The organism is Nonomuraea sp. NPDC049714 (assembly GCF_044465295.1).
GTDB lineage: Bacteria > Actinomycetota > Actinomycetes > Streptosporangiales > Streptosporangiaceae > Nonomuraea.
Genome location: NZ_JBITLM010000007.1, coordinates 36,964 through 56,724, shown reverse-complemented (window position 1 = coordinate 56,724; position 19,761 = coordinate 36,964). Strand labels below are relative to the sequence as shown.

16 protein-coding genes are annotated in these 19,761 nt (G+C 71.9%); 8 read left to right on the top strand and 8 right to left on the bottom strand.

Annotation, left to right across the window (positions count from 1 at the left end; genetic code table 11):
- Window positions 1-21 precede the first annotated feature (21 nt).
- A complete protein-coding gene (locus tag ACIBQX_RS26405) occupies window positions 22-678 on the bottom strand; it encodes a type 1 glutamine amidotransferase domain-containing protein (protein ID WP_397008938.1) in 657 nt (218 codons plus the stop codon).
- A gap of 72 nt (window positions 679-750) precedes the next feature.
- Between ACIBQX_RS26405 and ACIBQX_RS26400 the strand changes: the two genes are divergently transcribed.
- A complete protein-coding gene (locus ACIBQX_RS26400) occupies window positions 751-1,623 on the top strand; it encodes a LysR family transcriptional regulator (protein WP_397008936.1) in 873 nt (290 codons plus the stop codon).
- A gap of 3 nt (window positions 1,624-1,626) precedes the next feature.
- Here ACIBQX_RS26400 and ACIBQX_RS26395 read toward each other — a convergent pair whose 3' ends face one another.
- From ACIBQX_RS26395 to ACIBQX_RS26385, 3 genes are read right to left on the bottom strand one after another with little or no spacing between them, the layout of a single operon-like run.
- Window positions 1,627-2,367: an ABC transporter ATP-binding protein gene (locus ACIBQX_RS26395; protein ID WP_397008934.1), complete on the bottom strand. Its 741-nt coding sequence runs from the start codon at window positions 2,365-2,367 to the stop codon at window positions 1,627-1,629.
- Window positions 2,367-5,117 (bottom strand): ATP-binding cassette domain-containing protein, encoded by a 2,751-nt coding sequence (locus ACIBQX_RS26390; RefSeq protein WP_397008932.1) that lies wholly within the window; start codon window positions 5,115-5,117, stop codon window positions 2,367-2,369. Before ACIBQX_RS26390 ends, ACIBQX_RS26395 begins: the two co-directional genes overlap by 1 nt.
- Complete coding sequence (locus ACIBQX_RS26385; RefSeq protein WP_397008930.1) at window positions 5,090-6,352, bottom strand: ABC transporter substrate-binding protein; 1,263 nt, start codon at window positions 6,350-6,352, stop codon at window positions 5,090-5,092. Before ACIBQX_RS26385 ends, ACIBQX_RS26390 begins: the two co-directional genes overlap by 28 nt.
- Before the next feature lie 151 nt (window positions 6,353-6,503).
- Here ACIBQX_RS26385 and ACIBQX_RS26380 point away from each other — a divergent pair, with 151 nt between their 5' ends.
- The 4 genes from ACIBQX_RS26380 to ACIBQX_RS26365 are packed head-to-tail and all read left to right on the top strand — an operon-like array spanning window position 6,504 to window position 10,325.
- Window positions 6,504-7,592: an alcohol dehydrogenase catalytic domain-containing protein gene (locus tag ACIBQX_RS26380; RefSeq protein WP_397008928.1), complete on the top strand. Its 1,089-nt coding sequence runs from the start codon at window positions 6,504-6,506 to the stop codon at window positions 7,590-7,592.
- A 58-nt stretch (window positions 7,593-7,650) separates the two neighbouring features.
- Window positions 7,651-9,144: an ATP-binding protein gene (locus ACIBQX_RS26375; RefSeq protein WP_397008926.1), complete on the top strand. Its 1,494-nt coding sequence runs from the start codon at window positions 7,651-7,653 to the stop codon at window positions 9,142-9,144.
- A 33-nt stretch (window positions 9,145-9,177) separates the two neighbouring features.
- The gene (locus tag ACIBQX_RS26370; protein WP_397008924.1) at window positions 9,178-9,672 is read left to right on the top strand and encodes a cupin domain-containing protein; all 495 of its coding nucleotides are present in this window, start codon (window positions 9,178-9,180) and stop codon (window positions 9,670-9,672) included.
- Window positions 9,672-10,325: an ArsR/SmtB family transcription factor gene (locus ACIBQX_RS26365; RefSeq protein WP_397008923.1), complete on the top strand. Its 654-nt coding sequence runs from the start codon at window positions 9,672-9,674 to the stop codon at window positions 10,323-10,325. The genes ACIBQX_RS26370 and ACIBQX_RS26365 overlap by 1 nt, the downstream gene beginning before the upstream one ends.
- A gap of 9 nt (window positions 10,326-10,334) precedes the next feature.
- Here ACIBQX_RS26365 and gdhA read toward each other — a convergent pair whose 3' ends face one another.
- A complete protein-coding gene (gene gdhA / locus ACIBQX_RS26360; protein ID WP_397008921.1) occupies window positions 10,335-11,678 on the bottom strand; it encodes an NADP-specific glutamate dehydrogenase in 1,344 nt (447 codons plus the stop codon).
- Window positions 11,679-11,825: 147 nt separating this feature from the next.
- Between gdhA and ACIBQX_RS26355 the strand changes: the two genes are divergently transcribed.
- Window positions 11,826-12,998, top strand: coding sequence for an OmpA family protein (locus tag ACIBQX_RS26355; protein ID WP_397008919.1), 1,173 nt, complete (start codon window positions 11,826-11,828; stop codon window positions 12,996-12,998).
- Here ACIBQX_RS26355 and ACIBQX_RS26350 read toward each other — a convergent pair.
- A complete protein-coding gene (locus tag ACIBQX_RS26350) occupies window positions 12,979-15,183 on the bottom strand; it encodes an MMPL family transporter (protein ID WP_397008917.1) in 2,205 nt (734 codons plus the stop codon). The genes ACIBQX_RS26355 and ACIBQX_RS26350 overlap by 20 nt on opposite strands.
- A 102-nt stretch (window positions 15,184-15,285) precedes the next feature.
- Between ACIBQX_RS26350 and ACIBQX_RS26345 the strand changes: the two genes are divergently transcribed.
- Window positions 15,286-15,819 carry a TetR/AcrR family transcriptional regulator gene (locus ACIBQX_RS26345; protein WP_397008915.1) on the top strand — a complete coding sequence of 178 codons (534 nt, stop codon included), beginning with the start codon at window positions 15,286-15,288 and terminating at the stop codon, window positions 15,817-15,819.
- Window positions 15,820-15,905: 86 nt separating this feature from the next.
- Window positions 15,906-16,925, top strand: coding sequence for a hypothetical protein (locus ACIBQX_RS26340; protein WP_397008913.1), 1,020 nt, complete (start codon window positions 15,906-15,908; stop codon window positions 16,923-16,925).
- Between the two features lie 12 nt (window positions 16,926-16,937).
- Here the strand turns inward: ACIBQX_RS26340 and ACIBQX_RS26335 are convergent, their stop codons facing one another.
- Both ACIBQX_RS26335 and ACIBQX_RS26330 read right to left on the bottom strand, forming a co-directional pair.
- Window positions 16,938-17,624, bottom strand: coding sequence for a TetR/AcrR family transcriptional regulator (locus ACIBQX_RS26335; protein WP_397008911.1), 687 nt, complete (start codon window positions 17,622-17,624; stop codon window positions 16,938-16,940).
- A gap of 44 nt (window positions 17,625-17,668) precedes the next feature.
- On the bottom strand, window positions 17,669-19,732 hold the full coding sequence (locus ACIBQX_RS26330; protein WP_397008909.1) for a PASTA domain-containing protein: 2,064 nt from the start codon (window positions 19,730-19,732) through the stop codon (window positions 17,669-17,671).
- Between the last annotated feature and the right edge of the window lie 29 nt (window positions 19,733-19,761).

Here is a 19,761-nt window from a genome sequence, read left to right as displayed (position 1 = left end):
AGCAAACGCTTGGTCGACAAGCTAGCGGATCAGCTTCACGACCTCCTCGGCCAGGGGAGCGGCGCTGGCCGGGTTCTGGCCGGTGGCCAGGCGTCCGTCCACCACCACCTGAGCCTGCCAGTCCGGCCCCGGCTCGTGCCGCGCCCCCCTGCCCACCAGGGCGTCCGCCAGCAGGAACGGGACCACGTCCGCCACCCCTGCGGCCTTCTCCTCGTCGTTGGTGAAGCCGGCCACCCGCTTGCCGGCGACCAGGTACGTACCGTCGGAGAGCGTCAGGTTCACCAGCGCGGCGGGCCCGTGGCAGACGGCCGCGACCACACCGCCGCGTTCGTACACCTCCCGCCCTACCCGAGCGACGTCGGGATCGCGAGGAAAGTCCCACATCGTGCCATGCCCACCCGCGTAGAAGACGGCGTCGTACCGCGAGGCGTCGAGCCCCTCAAGCCGGGGCGTGTCCCGCTCCCCGACGGCGGCGAGGAAGTCCACCTGCGCCGGGTCCTGCGGATCGAACCCGTCCTGCGGCGCCCGCCCGCCCCGGACACTGGCCACCTCCACCTCGAACCCCGCGCGCCGGAACACCTCCCACGGATGCGCCGCCTCCGACACGTAGTAGCCGGTCTTCCGCACCCCTCCCAGGTCGTCGTGGCTGGTCAGAACGATCAGTATGCGCTTGTCCATGCCCCCAGCATGCCCCCGTCCAGGCATCACCCACCAATAGCGGCGACCGCCCCGAGCCATCAGAATACTGATGTGTCCCTCTCGCTGGATCTACTCAGGACGTTCCTCTCGGTGCACCGGACCGGCTCCATCACGGCCGCCGCCCAGACGCTGGGCCTCTCCCAGCCCGCCGTGACCGCCCAGGTCAAGTCGCTGGAGGCGGCCTTGGGCCGGCCGCTGTTCGACCGGCTGCCGCGCGGCGTCGCCCCCACCCCGGCCGCCGACGAGCTGGCCCGCCGCGTCGCCCCGGCGCTGGACGCCCTCGGCGCGGTGGTGGGCGAAGAGCTGCCGGCCGAGCGGGCCGTGCACCTCGGCGGTCCGGCCGAGTACATCTGCGAGCGGGTCGTGCCGCTGCTCACGCCGCTGGTCCGCGACGGCGTGCGGCTGCGCTTCAGGTTCGGCCTGTCCGACGACCTGCTCGCCGACCTCGCCGCCGGACGCCTCGACCTGGTCATCTCCACCATCCGCCCGCGCCTGCGCGGCGTGCGCGCCGAGCCGCTGTACGACGAGGAGTTCGTCCTGGTCGCCGCTCCTGACCTGCTCGTACGCCTTCCGCACGTCGAACGGGCCGACCTGGCCCACCTCCCCCTGATCGCCTACGCCGAGGACCTGCCGATCATCCGGCGCTACTGGCGCACGATGTTCGGCAGACGCCCCACCGCCACCGCCCAGGTGGTCATCCCCGATCTGCGCGGCGTGCTGAACGCGGTGCTGGCCGGCCTGGGCGTCTCGGTGCTGCCGTCCTACCTGTGCGACCGCGACCTCGCCGCGGGCCGCCTGGTGGCGCTGGCCGAGCCGGAGGTGCCGCCCATCAACACCGGGTATCTGGCGATCCGCTCGGGCGCCCAGGCCGACGCCACCGTGGCCCGCGTCCACGCCCACCTGTCCGAGGGCCTGCGCGGCTGACCCTCATCCCAGGTAGGCGGCCCGTACGGCAGGGTCGTCACGGACCTGGTCCGGCGGGCCCGACGCGATCACCCTGCCCAGGTCGAGGACCACGAGCCGGTCACAGGCGCCCATGACGAAGCCCATGTCGTGCTCGACCAGCAACACGGTGGTGTCCAGGGCGGCGACCACCTCGGCCAGCCGGGCGGTCTGGTCGGCGTCCAGCCCCGAGGTGGGCTCGTCGAGCAGCAGCAGGCGCGGCCGGTCGGCCAGGGCACGGGCGAGCTCCACGAGCCTGCGCCGCCCCACCGGCAAGGCGGCGGCGTAGGCGTCGCGCACCTCGGTCAGCCCGCACAGCTCCAGCACCTGCGCCACCCGCAGCCTGCGCTCACGTTCGAGTCGCCGCCTGGCGGGCCATCCGGCCAGGTCGGCGAGGAGCCCGCCACCTCCGCCGCGCCATTCGAGCGCCGCCAGCACGTTGTCCGCCACGCTCAGCCGCCCGAACACCTGCGGCCGCTGGAACGTCCGCCGCACCCCCAGGCGCGCTCTCCGCACCGCCGAGAGCCCGGTCATGTCCGCGCCGCCGACCCGCACCCGCCCCGCATCCGGCCTGCGCAATCCCGTCACCACGTCGAACAGCGTCGTCTTGCCCGCCCCGTTCGGCCCGATGACCCCGCAGACCTGCCCCTCGGGCACCTCGAACGACACCTCCGACAGCGCGCTCACCCCGCCGAAAGCCACCGAGACACCCTGTACGTCCAGCATCACGTCGCCCCCAGGTAAGCGGCGGTCAGGCGGTCGCCGTCCACCTCGCCGCGCGGGCCCGTCCAGGTGACGCGGCCGAGTCGCATGAAGGCCACCCGATCGGCGATCCGCAGCGCCTCCGTGGCCTTCTCCTCCACCAGGAGCAGCGCCACCCCGCGCTCCCGCAGCTCGGCGAAGAGCTCGAAGATCTGCTGGACGACCAGCGGCGCCAGGCCGAGCGACGGCTCGTCGGCGATCAGCACCCGTGGCGGCCGGACCAGCGCCGGGGCGAGGGTGAGCAGTTGCTGCTCGCCACCGGACAACGCCCCCGCCGGTACGGCCCGGCGCTCGGCGAGCCGTGGCAGGCGCTCGTACACCTGGGCGGGGTCGGGCAGCCAGGTCCGCAGGTTCTCCTCCACGGTCAGGCCGGGGAACACGCCCCGGCCCTCGGGGGCCAGCAGCACGCCCGCCCGTGCCCTGCGGTACGCGGGCCAGTCCGTGATGTCGGCGCCGTCGAGCAGCACCCGCCCGCTGGTGGCGGGCAGATCCCCGGCCGCGACGGCACAGGCGGTGGACTTCCCCGCGCCGTTCGCACCGAGCAACGCGACCGCCTCCCCCGGCCGTACGACCAGATCCACGCCGCGCAGCACCGTGCAGTCGGCGTACCCGGCCACGACGTTCTCCAGCCGGAACACCTCCTGAGCCACGCCGCCGGACACCTCCGGCCGCGACGGGCCGACGAGCCGCTCCACGGGCACCCGATGTTCCGGACCCACCGGCCGCTCCTGGTCCGTCGAAGCCTCCGGCCCCACCTGCCCTAACTGCCCCGCCTGCCCGACCTGGCCCACCGGCGCCGAGCGGCGGGTGCGGCGGCGGTGGCGGCGGCGGGCTTCGGCGAGCTGGGCCAGGACGCCGTCCGGGTGCTTGGCGAGGATCATGCCGCCCGCCCCGAACAGGATGGCCCCTACGTGCGCCGACACGTCCCAGGTGGCCAGCAGCTCGGGGAAGACGACGGCGATCAGCCCGCCGAGCACCGCGCCGCCGATCCGCCGCACGCCCTGCAACACCACGACGGCCAGCCAGACGAACCCGGAGAAGGCCGGCAGATCGGTGGCCGTGATCGAGCCCTTGGAGATCGCGTACAGCACCCCGCCGAGGCCCGCGATCGCGGAGGCGAGCACGAAGAGGAGGATCTTGGCGCGCGGGGCGGACAGCCCCGAGGTGACGGCGGCCGCCGGCGCGGACCGGACCGCCAGAATCGCCCGCCCAGACGCCGATTTTTCAAGGTTTTTCACGAGAAGCCCGACAACACCGATGAGGACGAGCAGCACCACCACCCGCACCCGCGGATCGGACGTGTCGGCGAACCCGAAGCCGAGCGCGGGCAGCGGCCACCCGATCGTGCCGTTGCTGAACGCGTCCACCTGGAACAGCACCTGGTCGGCCAGGAGCGCCAGCGCGAGCGTGGCCAGCGTGAGCACCCGCCCGCCCAGCCGGAGCGCGGGCAGGGCCACCAGCAGCCCGACCCCGCCGGCCGCCAGCACCCCCAGCAGGATCGCCGCCAGGAACGGCAGCCCGGAAGCGAACGCCCACCCGCAGGTCAGCGCCGCCATCGCGGCGAAGGACGCCTGCGCCAGGTTCACCATCCCGCCGATCCCGGTCACCACCACGAACGAGCAGAAGATCAACGCCAGCACCAGCCCCTGAGCGGCGATGCCCACGTAGTACTCGGGCCCGGTGAAGGTGAAGCCCAGCAGAGCGACCAGCGCCACCACCCACGGCAACCTGCGCCGCCACAGCGGCACCCCGGCGAGATGGTCGGGCGGCGGCGCGTCCTCGGCGGTGCTTCCCGCGACCCGCTCCCGTGACCTGTTGAGCAGCACCAGCCCGGCGAACAGCAGGATGACCGGCACCGCCGCCCGCAACCCGGTGATCTCTTCGAGGAAGTCGGTGTATCCGGCGACCAGGTTCTGCACCACGCCCAGCGCGAGCCCGGCGGCGAACGTCCACGGGATCGACCGCAGCCGCCCGAACACCGCCGCCGTCGCCGAGGCGAACAGCAGCACCGTGTACGCGGTGGCGTCGAGCCCGACCACCGAGACGGCCAGCACCCCGGCGAGCCCGGCCAGGCCCGAGCCGAGCGTCCAGGCCAGGGCCGAGGTGGCGGCCACGTCGACGCCGCGCAGCGTGGCCAGCCGCCTCCGGTCGACCGAGGCCCGCATGCGCAGGCCGTACGGCGTGTGCCGCATGAACGCCCACAGCCCGGCGGCGGTGACCACCGAGAAGGCGAAGGTGATGAGCTGGTCGGTGTCCAGGCGTACGCCGAGCGGTTCGAGGCCCACGGCGGGGTGCGGGCCGATGCCGCGCGGCAGCGCGGTGGCGTCCGCGGCCGGCAGCCCGAGCAGGTCCACCACGAGCAGGCCGAGCGCGGGCAGCGCGATCGTGAGCCCGATGGTGCCGACGATCTGCGCGGTCTCGCCCGCCTGGGCGAGCCCGGCGAACATGGCCCGGTGCAGCAGGTAACCCAGTGCGGGCGCGAACAGCGCGACGGCGATCAGCGCGGCCAGCCAGGCGGGCAGCCCCAGCGCCACGTTGAGCTGGTAGAACACCAGCGCCGTCAGGAACCCGATGGCGCCGTGGGCGAAGTTGAACACCCCGGTCGCCGCGTACGACAGGGTCAGGCCGGCGCCCATGATCGCGAAGATCGCGCCGGTGACGAGCCCGCTGAGGACGTAGCCGACGATCATTTCAGCGGCACGTTGTCGAAGCACTTCATGCTTCTGGCCACCTGGAACGCGCCGCCCTCCAACTTGACCAGAGCGCCGCAGCCGTTCGGCTCGGTGTGGTCCTTCGGGTAGCGGATCCGGCCGAAGCCCGGATTGTCGTAGGCGTAGGAGCCGTTCGCGGTGGCCAGGAACTTCTCCCTGGTCAGGTCCTTGCCGGTCCTGTCCAACAGGTCGAGGAAGATGTCGGCGGCCCAGTAGCCGATGGCCAGGTGCTGGGTCAGCGTGGCGCCCGGCGCCACCTTCTCGACGTCCGCCCTGAGCCGGGCGATCTCCGGGGCGTCGGACTCGAACGGCTCGAACATGGGCGCGGCGATCACGCCCTCCAGCGCCTGCGCGCTCGCCGGGTCCTTGAGGATGGCGGCGTCGTAGCTGGTGGCGTCGGTGAGCACGCCCTTGTAGCCGGCCCGCTTCAGCGCCGAGTACAGCCCGACGTTGAACTTGGTGCCGGCGATCACCGACACCACGACGTCGGGCGGACCGCCGTCATCCGACGTCATGATCTTGTTCACGTACGGGAGCCAGTCGGGCGGCGGCGCGGCGCCGGGCAGGCCGGAGTTCACCCCGGCCAGCTCGAACCCGGCCGCGGTGAACGACTGCGAGATCGTGGTGCCGCCGTACTTGCTGCCGCTGGAGTCGGAGGTCTGCACGTACACGCTCTTGCCTTCAGCGCCGCCGAGCAGGTCGGCCATCTGCCTGCCCCACCACGTCTGGGAGCCCGCGCCCGGCTTGGGGGCCAGGCAGCCGTTGTAGCCGAACCCGGTCTTCGTGCCGCACCACTGCGGCCCGGTCGCCCAGCCGAACCACGGCACGCCCTCCCGCTCCAGGAAGGCGGCCCCGCCGAAGTTCGGCGCGTGCACCGGCACCAGGGCGAAGACCTGGTCTTTCTGTACGAGCTTCTTCGCGGCGGCGTCGCCCTTGGCCGCGTCCTGGCCGTCGTCCTCGGCGCCGAGGAAGTCGATCGTGCGCCCGTGGACGCCGCCTTCGGCGTTGGCCCGCTCGAACCTGGCCCTGGCGCCGAGCTCGGCGTCCTTGGTGGAGTAGCCGCTGGCGCTGGTCTTGGTGAGCACGCCGCCGATCTTGATCGTGGTGGCGGTCACGCCGGGCGCGTCCCCGCCCGGCCTGGCGGTCCCGCCGCCGCTCCGCTCGGCCGCGCAGCCGGCCAGCATCCCGGCCGCCGCCAGCGCCGCCACGCTCCGCCGTACCGCGTGCTGTCGCCGCACCTTCGCCTCCCCGCATACGGGCGGGCTCCTAGATTTTGGCCTAGCGCTCGCTTGGTTTTGCGTCAGCGTAAGTTTGCCGGGAAGGGGTGTCAACGCCTCGCCTACCGAGCAACCGCTTGTTAGAGATCGGTGGCCGGGCTAGCGTGGGCGCATGCTGATGCGCGCGGCCGTGCTGACCGGTTTCCACGCTCCGCTGGAGGTCCGCGACGTCGAGATCGCCGATCCGGGCCCCGGCGAGGTCAGGGTCCAGATCAAGGCGTCCGGCGTGTGCGGCTCCGACCTCAAGGCCATCGACGGCAAGAGCCCGGTCGTCTCCCGCCTGCCGTTCATCCTGGGCCACGAGAGCGCCGGCGTCGTGGAGAGCACCGGCCCCGGCGTCACCGCCGTCAGTCCCGGCGACCACGTCATCATCGCCATGAACGGCCCCTGCGGGAAGTGCCGGAGCTGCGGCGCGGGCCGCTTCCACCTGTGCTCCGGCCGGGACCGGATGACCGCCGTCATGGGCGGCCCGCCCCGCGTCACCCTGGACGGCGAGCAGGCCCGCCGCTTCATCGGCATCGGCTCGTTCGCCGAGTACGCCGTCGTCGGCGAGGCCATGTGCGTGCGGATCGCCCCCGACGCCCCGTTCGACGCCATGTGCCTGCTGGCGTGCGGCGTCGTCACCGGCGTCGGGGCCGTGCTCAACGTCGCCCGGGTCTCCCCCGGCTCCACCGTCCTGGTCGTCGGCTGCGGCGGCGTCGGCCTGAACGTCGTCCAGGGCGCCGTCCTCGCGGGCGCCACCACGATCATCGCCGCCGACGTGGCGGAGCCGAAGCTCAAACTCGCCGAACGCTTCGGCGCCACCCACACCCTCACCCCCGCCGACCTCCCCTCCCAGGTGGGCGACCTGGTCAAAGGCGGCGTCGACTACGCCTTCGACGCCACCGGAGTGCCCGGCGTGCTCGCCCAGGCCTTCGCCGCCACGCAGCCGGGAGGCGCCACGGTCATGGTCGGCAGCCCTCCGGCCGGCCACCCGATCGAACTCGACCCCGGCCTGCTGTTCGCCTCCCGCCGCCTCATGGGCACCCAGGGCGGCGACGCGGCCCCCCACCGGGACCTGCCGATGCTCGCCGAGCAGTACCGACACGGCCGCCTCGACCTCGACGGCCTCATCACCGAACGCCTGCCGCTGACCCAGATCAACGAAGCGGTCACCCACACTCGCCAAGGCACCGTCGCCCGCACCGTCATCGTCTTCTGAGCCCGATTCACTGAAGTACAGTTCACTGAAACGTACTTCAGTGCATGCGGAGTCGCTCATGGTAGCCAGCAAGCCCGCCTACATCTTCGATCGCGACTGGGAGTGGCAGGCGCTTACGGAGTTCGCCACCGGGACTCAGCCGGAGGTGGCCTTCGGGGTGGTGAGCGGGCGGCGGCGGCAGGGAAAGACCTTCCTGCTCCGCGCGCTGGCCGAGGAGCTCGGCGGCTTCTACTTCGAGGCCACCGAGGGCACCGACATCGAACTGCTCCGGCTCTTCGGCATGACGTTGGGGCAGCGCACCGGCTCCCCTGTGGGCCTGCCCTTCGCGGACTGGCGGGACGCGCTGACCTTCATGTTCTCGCTGCCCGGCGAGCGGCCCATGCCGCTGATCATCGACGAGTTCCCGTATCTCATGAAAGCCAATCCCGCCCTGCCCTCCATCCTCAAACAGGAGATCGACCTGCGCGGCCGAACGCATCGCGGCGCGAGTCAGGCCAGGCTGCTGATCTGCGGCTCGGCCCTGTCCGTCATGGGCAAGGTGCTGTCCGGCCAGGCTCCGCTGCGCGGCCGGGCACGGTTGGAGCTCGTCGTCCAGCCACTGCCGTTCCGCGAGGCCGCCGAGTTCTGGGAGCTCGGAGATCCGAGGCTCGCGGCCATGGTGCACGCGATCGTCGGCGGCACCCCTGCCTACCGGCATGAGTTCGTGGCCTCGGACACGCCCCGGTCGGTGGAGGACTTCGACGCCTGGGTGGTCCGCTCCGTGCTCGACCGGCGGCGCCCCCTCTTCCGCGAGGGCCGGTATCTCCTCGCCGAGGAGGCGGACATTCGCGACCCGGCCCTCTACCACTCGGTGCTTGCCGCCATCGCGGAGGGCAACCACACCTGGGGGCGCATCGCGGGGCACATCGGTTATAAATCCTCTGACATCACTCATCCGCTACGCGTGCTGGAAGACTGCGGGCTGGTGGTCAAGGAGCGGGACGCGTTCCAGTCCAACGCCACCTGCTACCGGATCGCGGAGCCGATCATCGCCTTCTACCAGGCGATCATGCGTCCCGAGTGGGCCGCCCTCACGACCGGGCACGCCTCCCAGGTCTGGGAGCGGGCTCGCGGTCGCTTCTCCTCCGCGATCATGGGCCCGCACTTCGAGACACTCTGCCGAGAGTTCGCCTCACGTTACGGCGACGACCTGTTCGGCCCCGTCGGCGAGGTCGCCGCGGGCACCGTGACGGATCCCGGCAGCCGCGGCAAGAAGGAGCGCAAGATCCAGGTGGATGTCGCGGTACTCTCGCCCGCCTTCGCCGGTGAGCCGAGAAAGGTGCGCTCTCTGGGCGAGGCGAAGTGGGGGAAGGTGATGGGGCTGCGGCACCTGGACAGGCTCCGCCAGGCGCGTGACCTCCTGGAGGTCAAGGGCTACGACACGAGCGAGACCGTGCTCGCCTGTTACGGCGGCGCGGGCTTCGACGAGGAGTTGACGGCGGCCGCCCGGTCCGACGCGGGGGTCCTGCTCGTGGATCTCCCCACTCTTTACGGGTCGCCCGCAAGCCGCTAATCTAAAGAACATTAGAAGATCAGAGGAGGCGGCATGTCCTATCCCCCGGCCCGTTACCTGGGTGAGAGCGGCGAGAGCAGTGGTGTGCTCCGGCCGGCCGTGCAGGCGCCGGACCTCGTGATGGGCCCCGGCGGCACCGAGGTGCACTACCTGAGCACCGGAGCCTCCACCAACGGCGCCTTCGGGCTCTACCGGTGGGAGATGGGGCCTAAGCCCGGCGGGGCGAGCCCGCACTTCCATCGGGGCATGACCGAGTCCTTCTACGTCCTGTCCGGCAGCGTCCGGCTCTACGACGGCGCCACCTGGGTGGACGGAACGCCGGGTGACTTCCTGTTCGTGCCCGAGGGCGGCATCCACGCCTTCCGCAACGAGTCCGGGGAGCCGGCGACGATGCTCATCCTGTTCACGCCGGGAGCGCCCCGCGAGGGCTATTTCGAGGAGCTCGCCGACATCAACACCACCGGCCGGCAGCTCAGCGACGAGGAGTGGACCGAGCTGTTCCGACGCCACGACCAGTTCATGGTCTGATGCCCGACTTCCCGGAAGAGCCGATCTACCAGCAGCTCGCCCGCATCGGCAAGGCGCTGTCCAACCCGGTCCGGCTGCGCCTGCTCGACGTGCTCGACCAGCGTGAGCGTACGGTCGAGGAGCTGTCGGAGGAGGCGGGCGTGGCGCTGAAGAACACCTCGGCCCAGCTCCAGCAGCTCCGCGCCGCGCACCTGGTGACCAGCCGCAAGGAGGGCACCCGGGTCCACTACCGGCTGGCCGACGAGCGGGTGTCGCGCTTTCTCGGCCACTTCCAGGGCTTTGCCCACGAACGGCTCGCCGACCTGCGTGACGCCGTCGAGGAGCGGCTCGGCTCGTTCGAGGCGGTGTCGGCCGCCGAGCTGGCCGCGCGGCTCGCCGAGCCGGACACGGTGGTGGTGGACGTGCGCTCGGCCGAGGCCTACGCCGAGGGGCACGTGCCGGGCGCGGTGTCGGTGCCGTTGAAGGAGCTGCGGGACCGGCTGGGCGAGCTGCCCGGCGACACGGAGATCATCGCCTACTGCGGCGGCCCGTACTGCGTGGTCTCGCCCCGGGCGGTGGAGATGCTGCGCGCCCACGGCTACCGGGCGCGGCCCCTGGACGGCGGCCTCACCGGCTGGCGCCGGTCGGGGCGTGCCGTCCAGGGGTCCGGTTAGATCAGGCCCCTAAATCAGACCAAGGGACAGCATCGCGTCGGCGACCCGGCGGAAGCCGTCGATGTTGGAGCCCGCCACGTAGTTGCCCGGCATGCCGTACTCGTCGGCGGTCTCCACGCAGCGGCCGTGGATGTCGCGCATGATCTCCCGCAGGCGGAGCTCGGTGGCCTCGAAGGTCCAGGAGTCGCGGCTGGCGTTCTGCTGCATCTCCAGCGCGCTGGTGGCCACGCCGCCGGCGTTGGCGGCCTTGCCGGGGCCGAAGGCGACGCCCGCCTCCAGGAAGATCTTGATGCCTTCGGGGGTGGTGGGCATGTTCGCCCCCTCACCGACGGCCACGCAACCGCCCTCGACCAGCTTGGCGGCGTCGCGGCCGGTGATCTCGTTCTGCGTGGCGGACGGCATCGCCACCTCGCAGGGCACCTCCCACACGCTGCGTCCCGGCACGAACGTGACGTGCTCGCCGCGGCGGGCGGCGTAGGTCTCCAGGCGGCCGCGCTCGACCTGCTTGATCTGCTTGAGCAGCTCCAGGTCGATGCCCTTGTCGTCGACGACGTAGCCGGAGGAGTCGGAGCAGGCCACCACCCTGCCGCCGAGCTGCTCGACCTTCTCGATGGCGTAGACGGCGACGTTGCCGGAGCCGGACACCACGACTGTCTTGCCGTCGAAGGAGGTGCCGCGCGCCTTGAGCATCTCCTCCACGAAGAAGGCGCAGCCGTAGCCGGTGGCCTCGGTGCGCACCTGGGCGCCGCCGTAGGACAGCCCCTTGCCGGTGATGACGCCGGACTCGAAGCGGTTGGTGATGCGCTTGTACTGGCCGAACATGAAACCGACCTCGCGCCCGCCGACGCCGATGTCACCGGCGGGGACGTCGGTGTACTCACCGATGTGGCGGTAGAGCTCGGTCATGAAGCTCTGGCAGAAGCGCATGATCTCCCGCTCGGAGCGCCCCTTGGGGTCGAAGTCCGAGCCGCCCTTGCCGCCGCCGATGGGCAGGCCGGTGAGGCTGTTCTTGAAGATCTGCTCGAACCCGAGGAACTTGACGATCCCCAGGTAGACCGACGGGTGGAAGCGCAGGCCGCCTTTGTACGGTCCCAGCGCGCTGTTGAACTCGACCCGGAAGCCGCGGTTGATGTGCACCTCGCCGCGGTCGTCCTCCCACGGCACCCGGAAGATGATCTGCCGCTCGGGCTCACAGATGCGCTCGATGATCTTCGATTCAGCGTATTCCGGATGCTTGCCGAGGACCGGACCGACGCTCTCAAGGACCTCGCGCACGGCCTGGTGGAACTCGATCTCCCCGGGATTGCGCCGAAGGACGTTGTCATAGATCGCTGACAGCTTTTCGTGCAACACCGAATTCCCCCAGTTCACGTACCGTTACATTCCTCACTTTAAGGGGCGGCAATGAGTGAGATGTATCCGGGGCGGCTGACTATGCGCATCCTGAAGGTCGCTCTTCTACCATCGGCCTCCTGCCCCTGATCCTGAGGAGGTTCGCACATGCGCATCGCGGTCACCGTCGGCACAATGGTGCTGACCCTCATCCTCGCCTCGTGCGGGTTGACGTCGAGTCCCCAGGTCGGAGGCGGGGGCGAGGAACGGCAGGTGCCCACCGGCCGGACAGCGGCCACCCCGCCCGCCCAGCCCGGCGGCCCGTCTCCCGGCGTGACGCCCACCGGTCCCGAGCCCACCGATTGCCCGAACGGCGAGCTCATCCCAGCGGTGGAGATCCCCGCCGTGCACTCAGACCCCGTGGTGATCCCCGAGGCGAAGATCGGCGGCGAGGTCATCCCGCCGGTCACCATCCCCGGGGTGGACATCCCGGCGCAGCGGGTCCCCGCCCAGTGCACCGAGATCAAGCCCGCCCCCGGCGGCTGCCTGGGCGCCGCCTCCATCCCGCCGGCGATGATCCCCGCCGTGGAGATCCCGCCGGTCGAGATCCCCGGCGTGGACGCGGGCGGCGTCAAGCTGGAGCCCGTCCGCACCGATGGTCGCAAGGCCGAGGCCAAGCATGTCGAGGGCCGGTCGACCCCCGAGGTGTGCCAGGTCAAGCCGAAGGCCGGCCAGCTGGTGCCGTTCGTGATCCGGCCCTTCATCATCCGGCCGTTCGTGATCCGCCCGTTCATCATCCGGCCGTTCATCATCCGGCCGTCGGCGTGCAACGCGCAGAATGAGTGCGTGCCGGCCGTCGAGGTGCCCGCCGTGGAGGTGCCCGCCGTCGAGGTCCCCAGCGTGGAGATCCCCTCGGCCGAGCTGAAGTCGTACGAGGTCGGCAAGAGCGAGGTGTTCGAGGGGGACGGCTCGATCGCCTACGCGCTCGAAGCGGACGTGCTCTTCGACTTCGACAGCGCCGCCGTCAAGCCCGCCGCCGCGGCCTCGCTCAAGCGGATCGCCGCGCAGATCACCGAGAAGGCCGCCGACGGGGCGACCGTCCGGGTGGACGGCCATACCGACGCGCGGGGCGACGACGCCCACAACCAGCCCCTGTCCGAACGCCGGGCCCAGGCCGTCGCCGACTGGCTGGCCACCGAGGGCGGCCTGGACCGGTCCCTGCTCAAGGCCACGGGCTACGGCGAGACCAAGCCGGTGGCGCCGAACACCAAGCCCGGCGGCGCCGACGACCCGGCGGGCCGGGCGAAGAACCGCCGGGTGGTCATCTCCGCCCGGACATGACGATCAGCGGTGGGCGGGCCGGGGCCGGGGAGTCCTCGTCCTCGTGCCCTTCCACCGACAGGTTCGGCAGCAGCCGGTCCAGCCAGCGCGGGCACCACCAGTTCCACCGCCCCAGCAGCACCATGGTCGCCGGCACCAGGAAGCCCCGGATGATGGTGGCGTCCACCGCGATGGCCGCCGCCAGCCCCACCCCGAAGGTCTTCACCATCGGATCGGGGTAGGCGATGAACGCGGTGAAGACCGCCACCATGATGAGCGCCGCCGAGGTGATCACCCTGCCGGTCGATCCCAGCCCTTCGGCGACCGAGCGCGCGTTGTCCCCATGCTTGAGGTACGCCTGCCGTACCGCCGTGAGCAGGAAGACCTCGTAGTCCATCGACAGCCCGAACAGCACCGCGAACAGCATCAGCGGCACATAGCTCTCGATGGGCACCGAGAAGAAGATCGTCTGCAGGTACGACCCGTCCACCGGCGCGTCCATGCCCACCAGGCCACTGCCCAGCCCGATGGAGAACACCAGCGCGAGCGCCCCGAAGGCGGCCCCGAGGGAGACGAGGTTCATCAGCGCGGCCTTGATCGCGACGATCGGCGCCCGGAAGGCGAACAGCAGCAGCAGCGCGCTGAGCAGCACCACCACGCCGATGACGAGCGGGGTGCGCTCGGCCATCCGGTCGGCCGCGTCGGTGAGCCCGGCCACCTCGCCGCCGACGTGCACCTCCGCGCCGTCGACGGCCAGCCGCCGGATCTCCCTGACGACCTCGGCGGCCCGGGGATCGCTGGGCGCGTACTCGGGCACGGCCTGGAGCAGCACGGCGTCGCCGGACTCGTTCCACTTGGGCTCCGAGACATGGGCGACCCCGTCCACGGCCTCGATCTCGCCGCTCAGCCGGTCGGCGACGGCCTCGGAGCCGGTCACCTTCGCCACGACGGTCAGCGGCCCGTTGCTGCCGGGGCCGAACCCGGTGGCCATCAGCTCGTACGCCCGCCGGGATGGCTCCCCCTTCGCGCCGTACCCCTCGTCGAGCGAGCCGAGCTGGAGGGCGAGGGCGGGTGCGGCGAGCGTGGCCAGCACGAGCACGCTGCCCAGCAGCACCGTCCACGGCCGCCGGGCCACCCAGGCGCCCAGCCCGCCCCAGCCGGACGATTCGGGCCGGCGGCCGAGGAAGGGCACCTTGAGCGCGTTGACCCGGTGCCCCAGCAGGCCGAGCAGCGCGGGCACCAGCGTGACCGAGGTGAGCACGGCGGAGACGACCGAGATGCCGGTGATCCAGCCGAGCGTGCGCAGCAGCGGGAAGCCGCCCAGCATGAGCGCGCTCAACGCGATGATCACGGTGCCGCCGGCGAACACCACCGCCCCGCCGGAGCTCGCCACCGCCCTGCGCACCGCCTCCTGGACCGGCAGCCCGGAGGCGAGCAGCCTGCGGTGCCTGGACAGCAGGAACAGCGCGTAGTCGATGCCGACGCCGAGGCCGATCATCGTGGCCATGATGCCCGCCTGCTTGGGCACGTCGACGACGTGGCCGAGCAGGCCGATCATGCCCAGCCCCGAGGCGACGCTGACGAGCGCGGTGAAGATCGGCACCAGCGCGGCGGTGAGCGTGCCGAACGCGAAGATCAGCACCAGCAGGGCGCACACCACGCCGATGATCTCGCTCGGTCCGGTCTTGATCTCCTTGTCGGCCGGGGTGGAGCTGTCCGCGGGGACGACTTCCAGCCCCGCCCGCCTGGCCGGCTCGGCGGCGGCCGACAGGGCCTGGGTGTTCTCGGCGAGCTTGGTGCCGTCGTGCCCTGCCATCCGTACGGCGATCAGGCCGATCCGCAGGTTGGAGGCGACTCCGCCCCTGCGGTAGGGCGAGTCGACCTGCACGACGTGCGGCAGGGCGCGCAGGTCCGCGACGGTCCGCTCCACGGCCCGCTTGGGCCCGTCGTCGGTGAGCGGGCCGTGCGGGGAGTAGATCACCAGTTGTACGGTGCCGCCCTGGTCGTATCCGGGGCCGAAGCCGTCGCGCATCAGGTCGTGGGCGCGCTGCGCGTCGGTGCCGGGGATGCTGGCGTCGTTGCTGACCGGGCTGCCCAGTACGATACTGCCGCCCATCAGGGCCGCCGCGGCGATCACCCATAAGGCCAGGACGAGCCGGCCGTGGCGGGCACACCAACCGCCCAACCGTCCCAGAAAGCGCGACATCGCCCGTTGCCCCCTTTATCACGCCCGTCCTGTACGGTCGTTCAGGCACTACGATAAAGCCAGATATATCGGGGAGGCTGTATCACCCATGGAAATGAGACGATGACCACAGCCGACGACACCCGCACCCGGATCCTGACGGCCGCACGAGCCCTGTTCGCCGAGCGCGGCTACGCCCTCACCTCGCTGGCCGACATCGCCGCAGAGGTGGGGCTGACCAAGACGGCCGTCGCCTACCACTTCCACCCGAAGGACCGGCTGGCCGCCGAGCTGCTCGCGCCGGCCGCCGAGGACATGCTGACGCTGCTCGGCACCGACTTCGCCGGTGACCGGCGGGCGACGGTGGAGGCCCTGGTCACCTTCATGGTGCGGCACCGCGCGGTGAACCGCCTGCTCATGGAGGACATCGGCAGCGCCGACGACGCCCCGCCGGGTTCGCCGGGCGAGGCGATCAGGGCCTTCCGCGACGAGCTGCTCGCCAAGCTCACCGGCCCCGACCCGGACGACGAGACCCGCCTGCGTGGCTGGTCCGTGCTGGGCGCGCTGCAGTGGGGCACCGCACAGACCATGGACCTGCCCGAGGAGCGGGTACGCGAGTCACTGCTGCGCACGGCCCTGGCCATCGAGGACCTCTAGCGCGACCGCCCGAGTCTCGACGGTCTTGACACCTTTACTGCTACGTTTGGGCGCTTTAGTCCTATTGATGCGGAAAGGAGTCCGAGGTGCGGCGATACAGCGGGCTCGTCGGCAGCGTGATCGCAGGATGCCTGGTCGCGGGGTGCTCCGCCCTGCCGGGCCTGAGCAGCGGGGCGGAGCCGGCGCCGAGCACGCCCGCCCCGAGCGCGACGGCCACCCCTGCGCCCGGCCTCTCCGAGCAGGAGGCCACCGCGATCATCAAGGACTACATCGACCGGAACAACGTCGCCAACAAGGCCAGAAGCGACAAACTGCTGGCGGAGTACGAAGGCGGCTCCAGCCTGGCCATCGACAAGGCCGCCTACTCCTCCAGCCGCATCCTGCACAAGACGACCGAGTACCAGCCCTTCGGCTACACCAGGCCGACGTTCTACCCGTCGACCGGCGGCGAGCGACCCTGGCTCCTGACCCTGGCGCACTGGCAGCGTAAGAAGGACATCGCGAAGGAGGCCACGTACCTCCTGTTCACCCGCGAAGGGGACGCCTGGCGGCAGGTCTACTCCCCCGACACCTTCGACGGCACCTCCCCCGAGGAGCTGCCGGCCATCGCGAAGGACGCCTCGGGCGCGGCCACCGAGGTCGGTCAGGACGACACCGGCCTGGTGATGTCACCCGCCGACTTCGCCGCGAACTACGCCGCCCATCTGGCGGGCAAGGGCGGCGCCAAGGCGGCGAAGACCAGGTTCGCCGCCGACAGGCTCACCACCAACGCGGCGGCGAAGCGCCGGGAGATGACCAAGTTCGCGCGCGTCAGCGAGGTCACCCGCACCACCCGCTACCCGTCGTACGCCGTGCGCACCTCCGACGGCGGCGCCCTGGCCTTCACCACCCTCCAGCGGACCCGGCGCTACGACGTACGGCAAGGGCCGGAGAAGTACTACGTCTTCCAGAAGGACAGCGGGCTGCTGCGGGGCAAGTACTCGACGTACATGAAGGCCACGGATCTGGTGCAGGTGGTGGCCCACATCCCGCCCAAGGGGGCCGAGCCGGCCCAGATCAAGGTGCTCGGGTCGTACTCCGGCCTGGTCGCGGGCAGCGGCCGCTGAGCGGCCCGGACGTCACGAGGCGGAGCTCGCCCTGGCGGCGCTCATCAGGTGGTGCAGCCCGATCGGAGCCGCCGGCGGCAGCGGCGCGGGCGGGTCGGCCGGATGGGCGCGGAATGCCTGCAGCAGCAGGGCCGCGAGCCTGCGGGACGTGGCCAGCGCCGCCTCGGCCGTGTCCGCGACGATGCCGCCGTTGGCCATGATCATCAGCGTCAGGTCCTCGTCCGCGAAGTCGGCGCGCAGCTGCCCGCTGGCCTTGGCGCGCCGCGTCAACTCGGCGAATCTCTGCTCGGCGCCGGCGCGCACGCCCTCGAAGTCAAGGTTGTCAGGAAACGCCGAGACGAACGCCGCCGTGAACCCTCTGTCCACGGCCTGCATGGCGCAGATCTTCTCGACGACCGTGCAGAACCCGCGCCACGGGTCGGGATCGGCCAGGGCATCGTCCACCACCGACGCGCACGCCTCGATCTGATCGGCGAAGGCCGCGGTGACCAGCGACTCCTTGGTGGGGAAGCGGCGATAGAGGGTCGCCACCCCCACCCCGGCCCGCCGGGCGATCTCCCGCATGGTCACGTCGATCCCGCGCCTGGCGAACGTCTCCCGCGCGACCTCCAGGATGCGGTTGCGATTGTGCAGCGCGTCGGCCCGCAGCGCCTGCGGCTCGGCGGGGGCGCCTGCCATCAGAGAAGCCCGAGCGGTCATGCCGCCCACCTTACCGCCAACCGGACTTCGTGTTCCGGTTCCGCTCATGGGGTTTCCGGTGGCGGCTCGGGGCTGAAGGTCGTGGTCGGGGATGGGTCGGTGGGGTCCTCGGCCGAATCGGAGGGGGCGCCCACGGTGACCACGATGGTTCTGCCCGGCTTGGTGCAGATGCCTGGCTTCACGGACTGGGCGATGGCCAGGTTGATCTGCGACTGGTCCTCCACGACCTGGCGGCGCATGGTCACGGCGAAGCCGGCCGTGCGAAGAGAGGCACGGGCGTTGGCGCGGGACTGGCCGACCACCGACGGCACGGTGACGCCGTGCCGGGCGACTTCGAGCGCCACCGGCGCGCCGCCCGAGACCCGCGCGCCCGCCTTGGGCGTGCTGGACAGGACCCGGCCGTCCGCGTCGGCGGCGCAGGTGGTGGTGATCGCGCCGACCTTCAGGCCGGCGCCGGTCAGTGCGGCTTCGGCGGAGGTACGCCGCATCCCGGCCAGGGCGGGGACCTTGAGGCCCGCCGACACCTGGAGGGCGACCGTGGCGCCCTTGGACACGGCGGTGCCGGGCCCGGGGTCACTGCCCAGCACGCGGCCGATCTTCTCGGCGGAGTCGACCGAGGTCACCTCACCCGCGACCAGACCGGCTCGCCGGATCGCCCTGACGGCGGCGGTCCGGCTCAGGCCCGCCAGCGAGGGCACCGTGACCTGCACGGGGACCTGCACGGGCCTGACGGTGGGCGGCGGGTCGTCAGGCGGAGGTTTGCGTGGTCTGCCGCTCTTCATCGGGGTGGATTCGTCCACCGGGGAGACGGTCGCCACCGGCCGGTCGTCGGCGGCGGAGGGCTGCGCGCCTCCTCGCGCGGGCGGAACGACCTGGTCCAGGTTCGGCGCCAGCAGGGTGACCACCACGGCGGCGCTCACCAGCAGCGCGCCGGCCACGGCCGCTCCCGCCCGGCCCAGCGCCTGCCGGGTACGCCACCGCTTCGGAGGACCGGAGTACGGCGCGTCGGCCAACCGGTACGCGAGATGCGCGCCCGTCGCCTCGGGCTCGGCCAGCGGAACGGCCCCGGCCGCACCCCCACGCCCCGTCTCACCCGAGTACGGACGGCCAAGCCCAGCCTCACGCCCCGCCACGTCCGAGTACGGACGGCCAAGCCCGGCGTCACCTCCCCTCCTCCCCGCACCCTGCGGAAGGGGGTGCGGGCCGGCCTCGGCCGCGCCTGGGGTGGCGTCAGGAACCGCCTCCCGGCTCGGGGGTGTGACCCGGAGGATGTGGGCCGGCGGGGAGCGCAGCACCTCGGCCGGCACCCCGCCCGACTCCCCCAGCAGCGCGAGCAGCAGATCCCTGCTGGTGGGCCGGTTACGCGCGTCCTTGTCCAGGCACGCCTCGACCAGCTCCCGGAGCTGCCCCTCCAGACGGCCCAGCTCGGGCTGCGCCGTGAGGATGCGGTGCAGCACCGGCGCCACCGAATCCTGCCCGAAGGGCGCGCTGCCGTTGGCCGCGAAGCACAGGGTGGCGCCCCACGAGAACACGTCCACCGCCCCCGTGACCGCCGACGCGGTGATCTGCTCGGGCGCCATGTAGGCGGGCGTGCCGACCCCCCTGCCGCTCACCGTCGCCGCCGCGTCGAGCGCCTTGGCAAGCCCGAAGTCGATCACGCGGGGACCGTCGGGGCCGAGGAGCACGTTCTGCGGCTTGAAGTCGCGGTGCACGATGCCCGCCCGGTGGATGGCGGTGATCGCGGTCGCGGTGCCGACCGCGAGCCGTTCGAGAGCGCCGCCACGACGTGGACCGGCGAGCATGACCTCACGGGCCAGCGACGGCCCGTCGACGTACTCGCTCACGATGTACGCCCGGTCCTCGTCGAACCCGGCGTCGACCACCTGGGCCGTGCAGAACCGGGCTACGTGCTTGGCCAGCTCCACCTCGCGCAGGAACGCGGCCTGCTCGTCGCCCACCGGCCCATGCAGCAGCTTGACCGCATAGGTGTCCTCCTCCCGAGTGCCGAGGTACACCACACCCTGTCCGCCCTCGCCCAGGCGCCCGCCCAGCTCATATCCGCCGATTCGCCGCGGGTCCCCCGTCCGGAGCGGCTGCGCCACTGGCACGGGGTCGCCTCCCCTCGCCGCCACCCCAT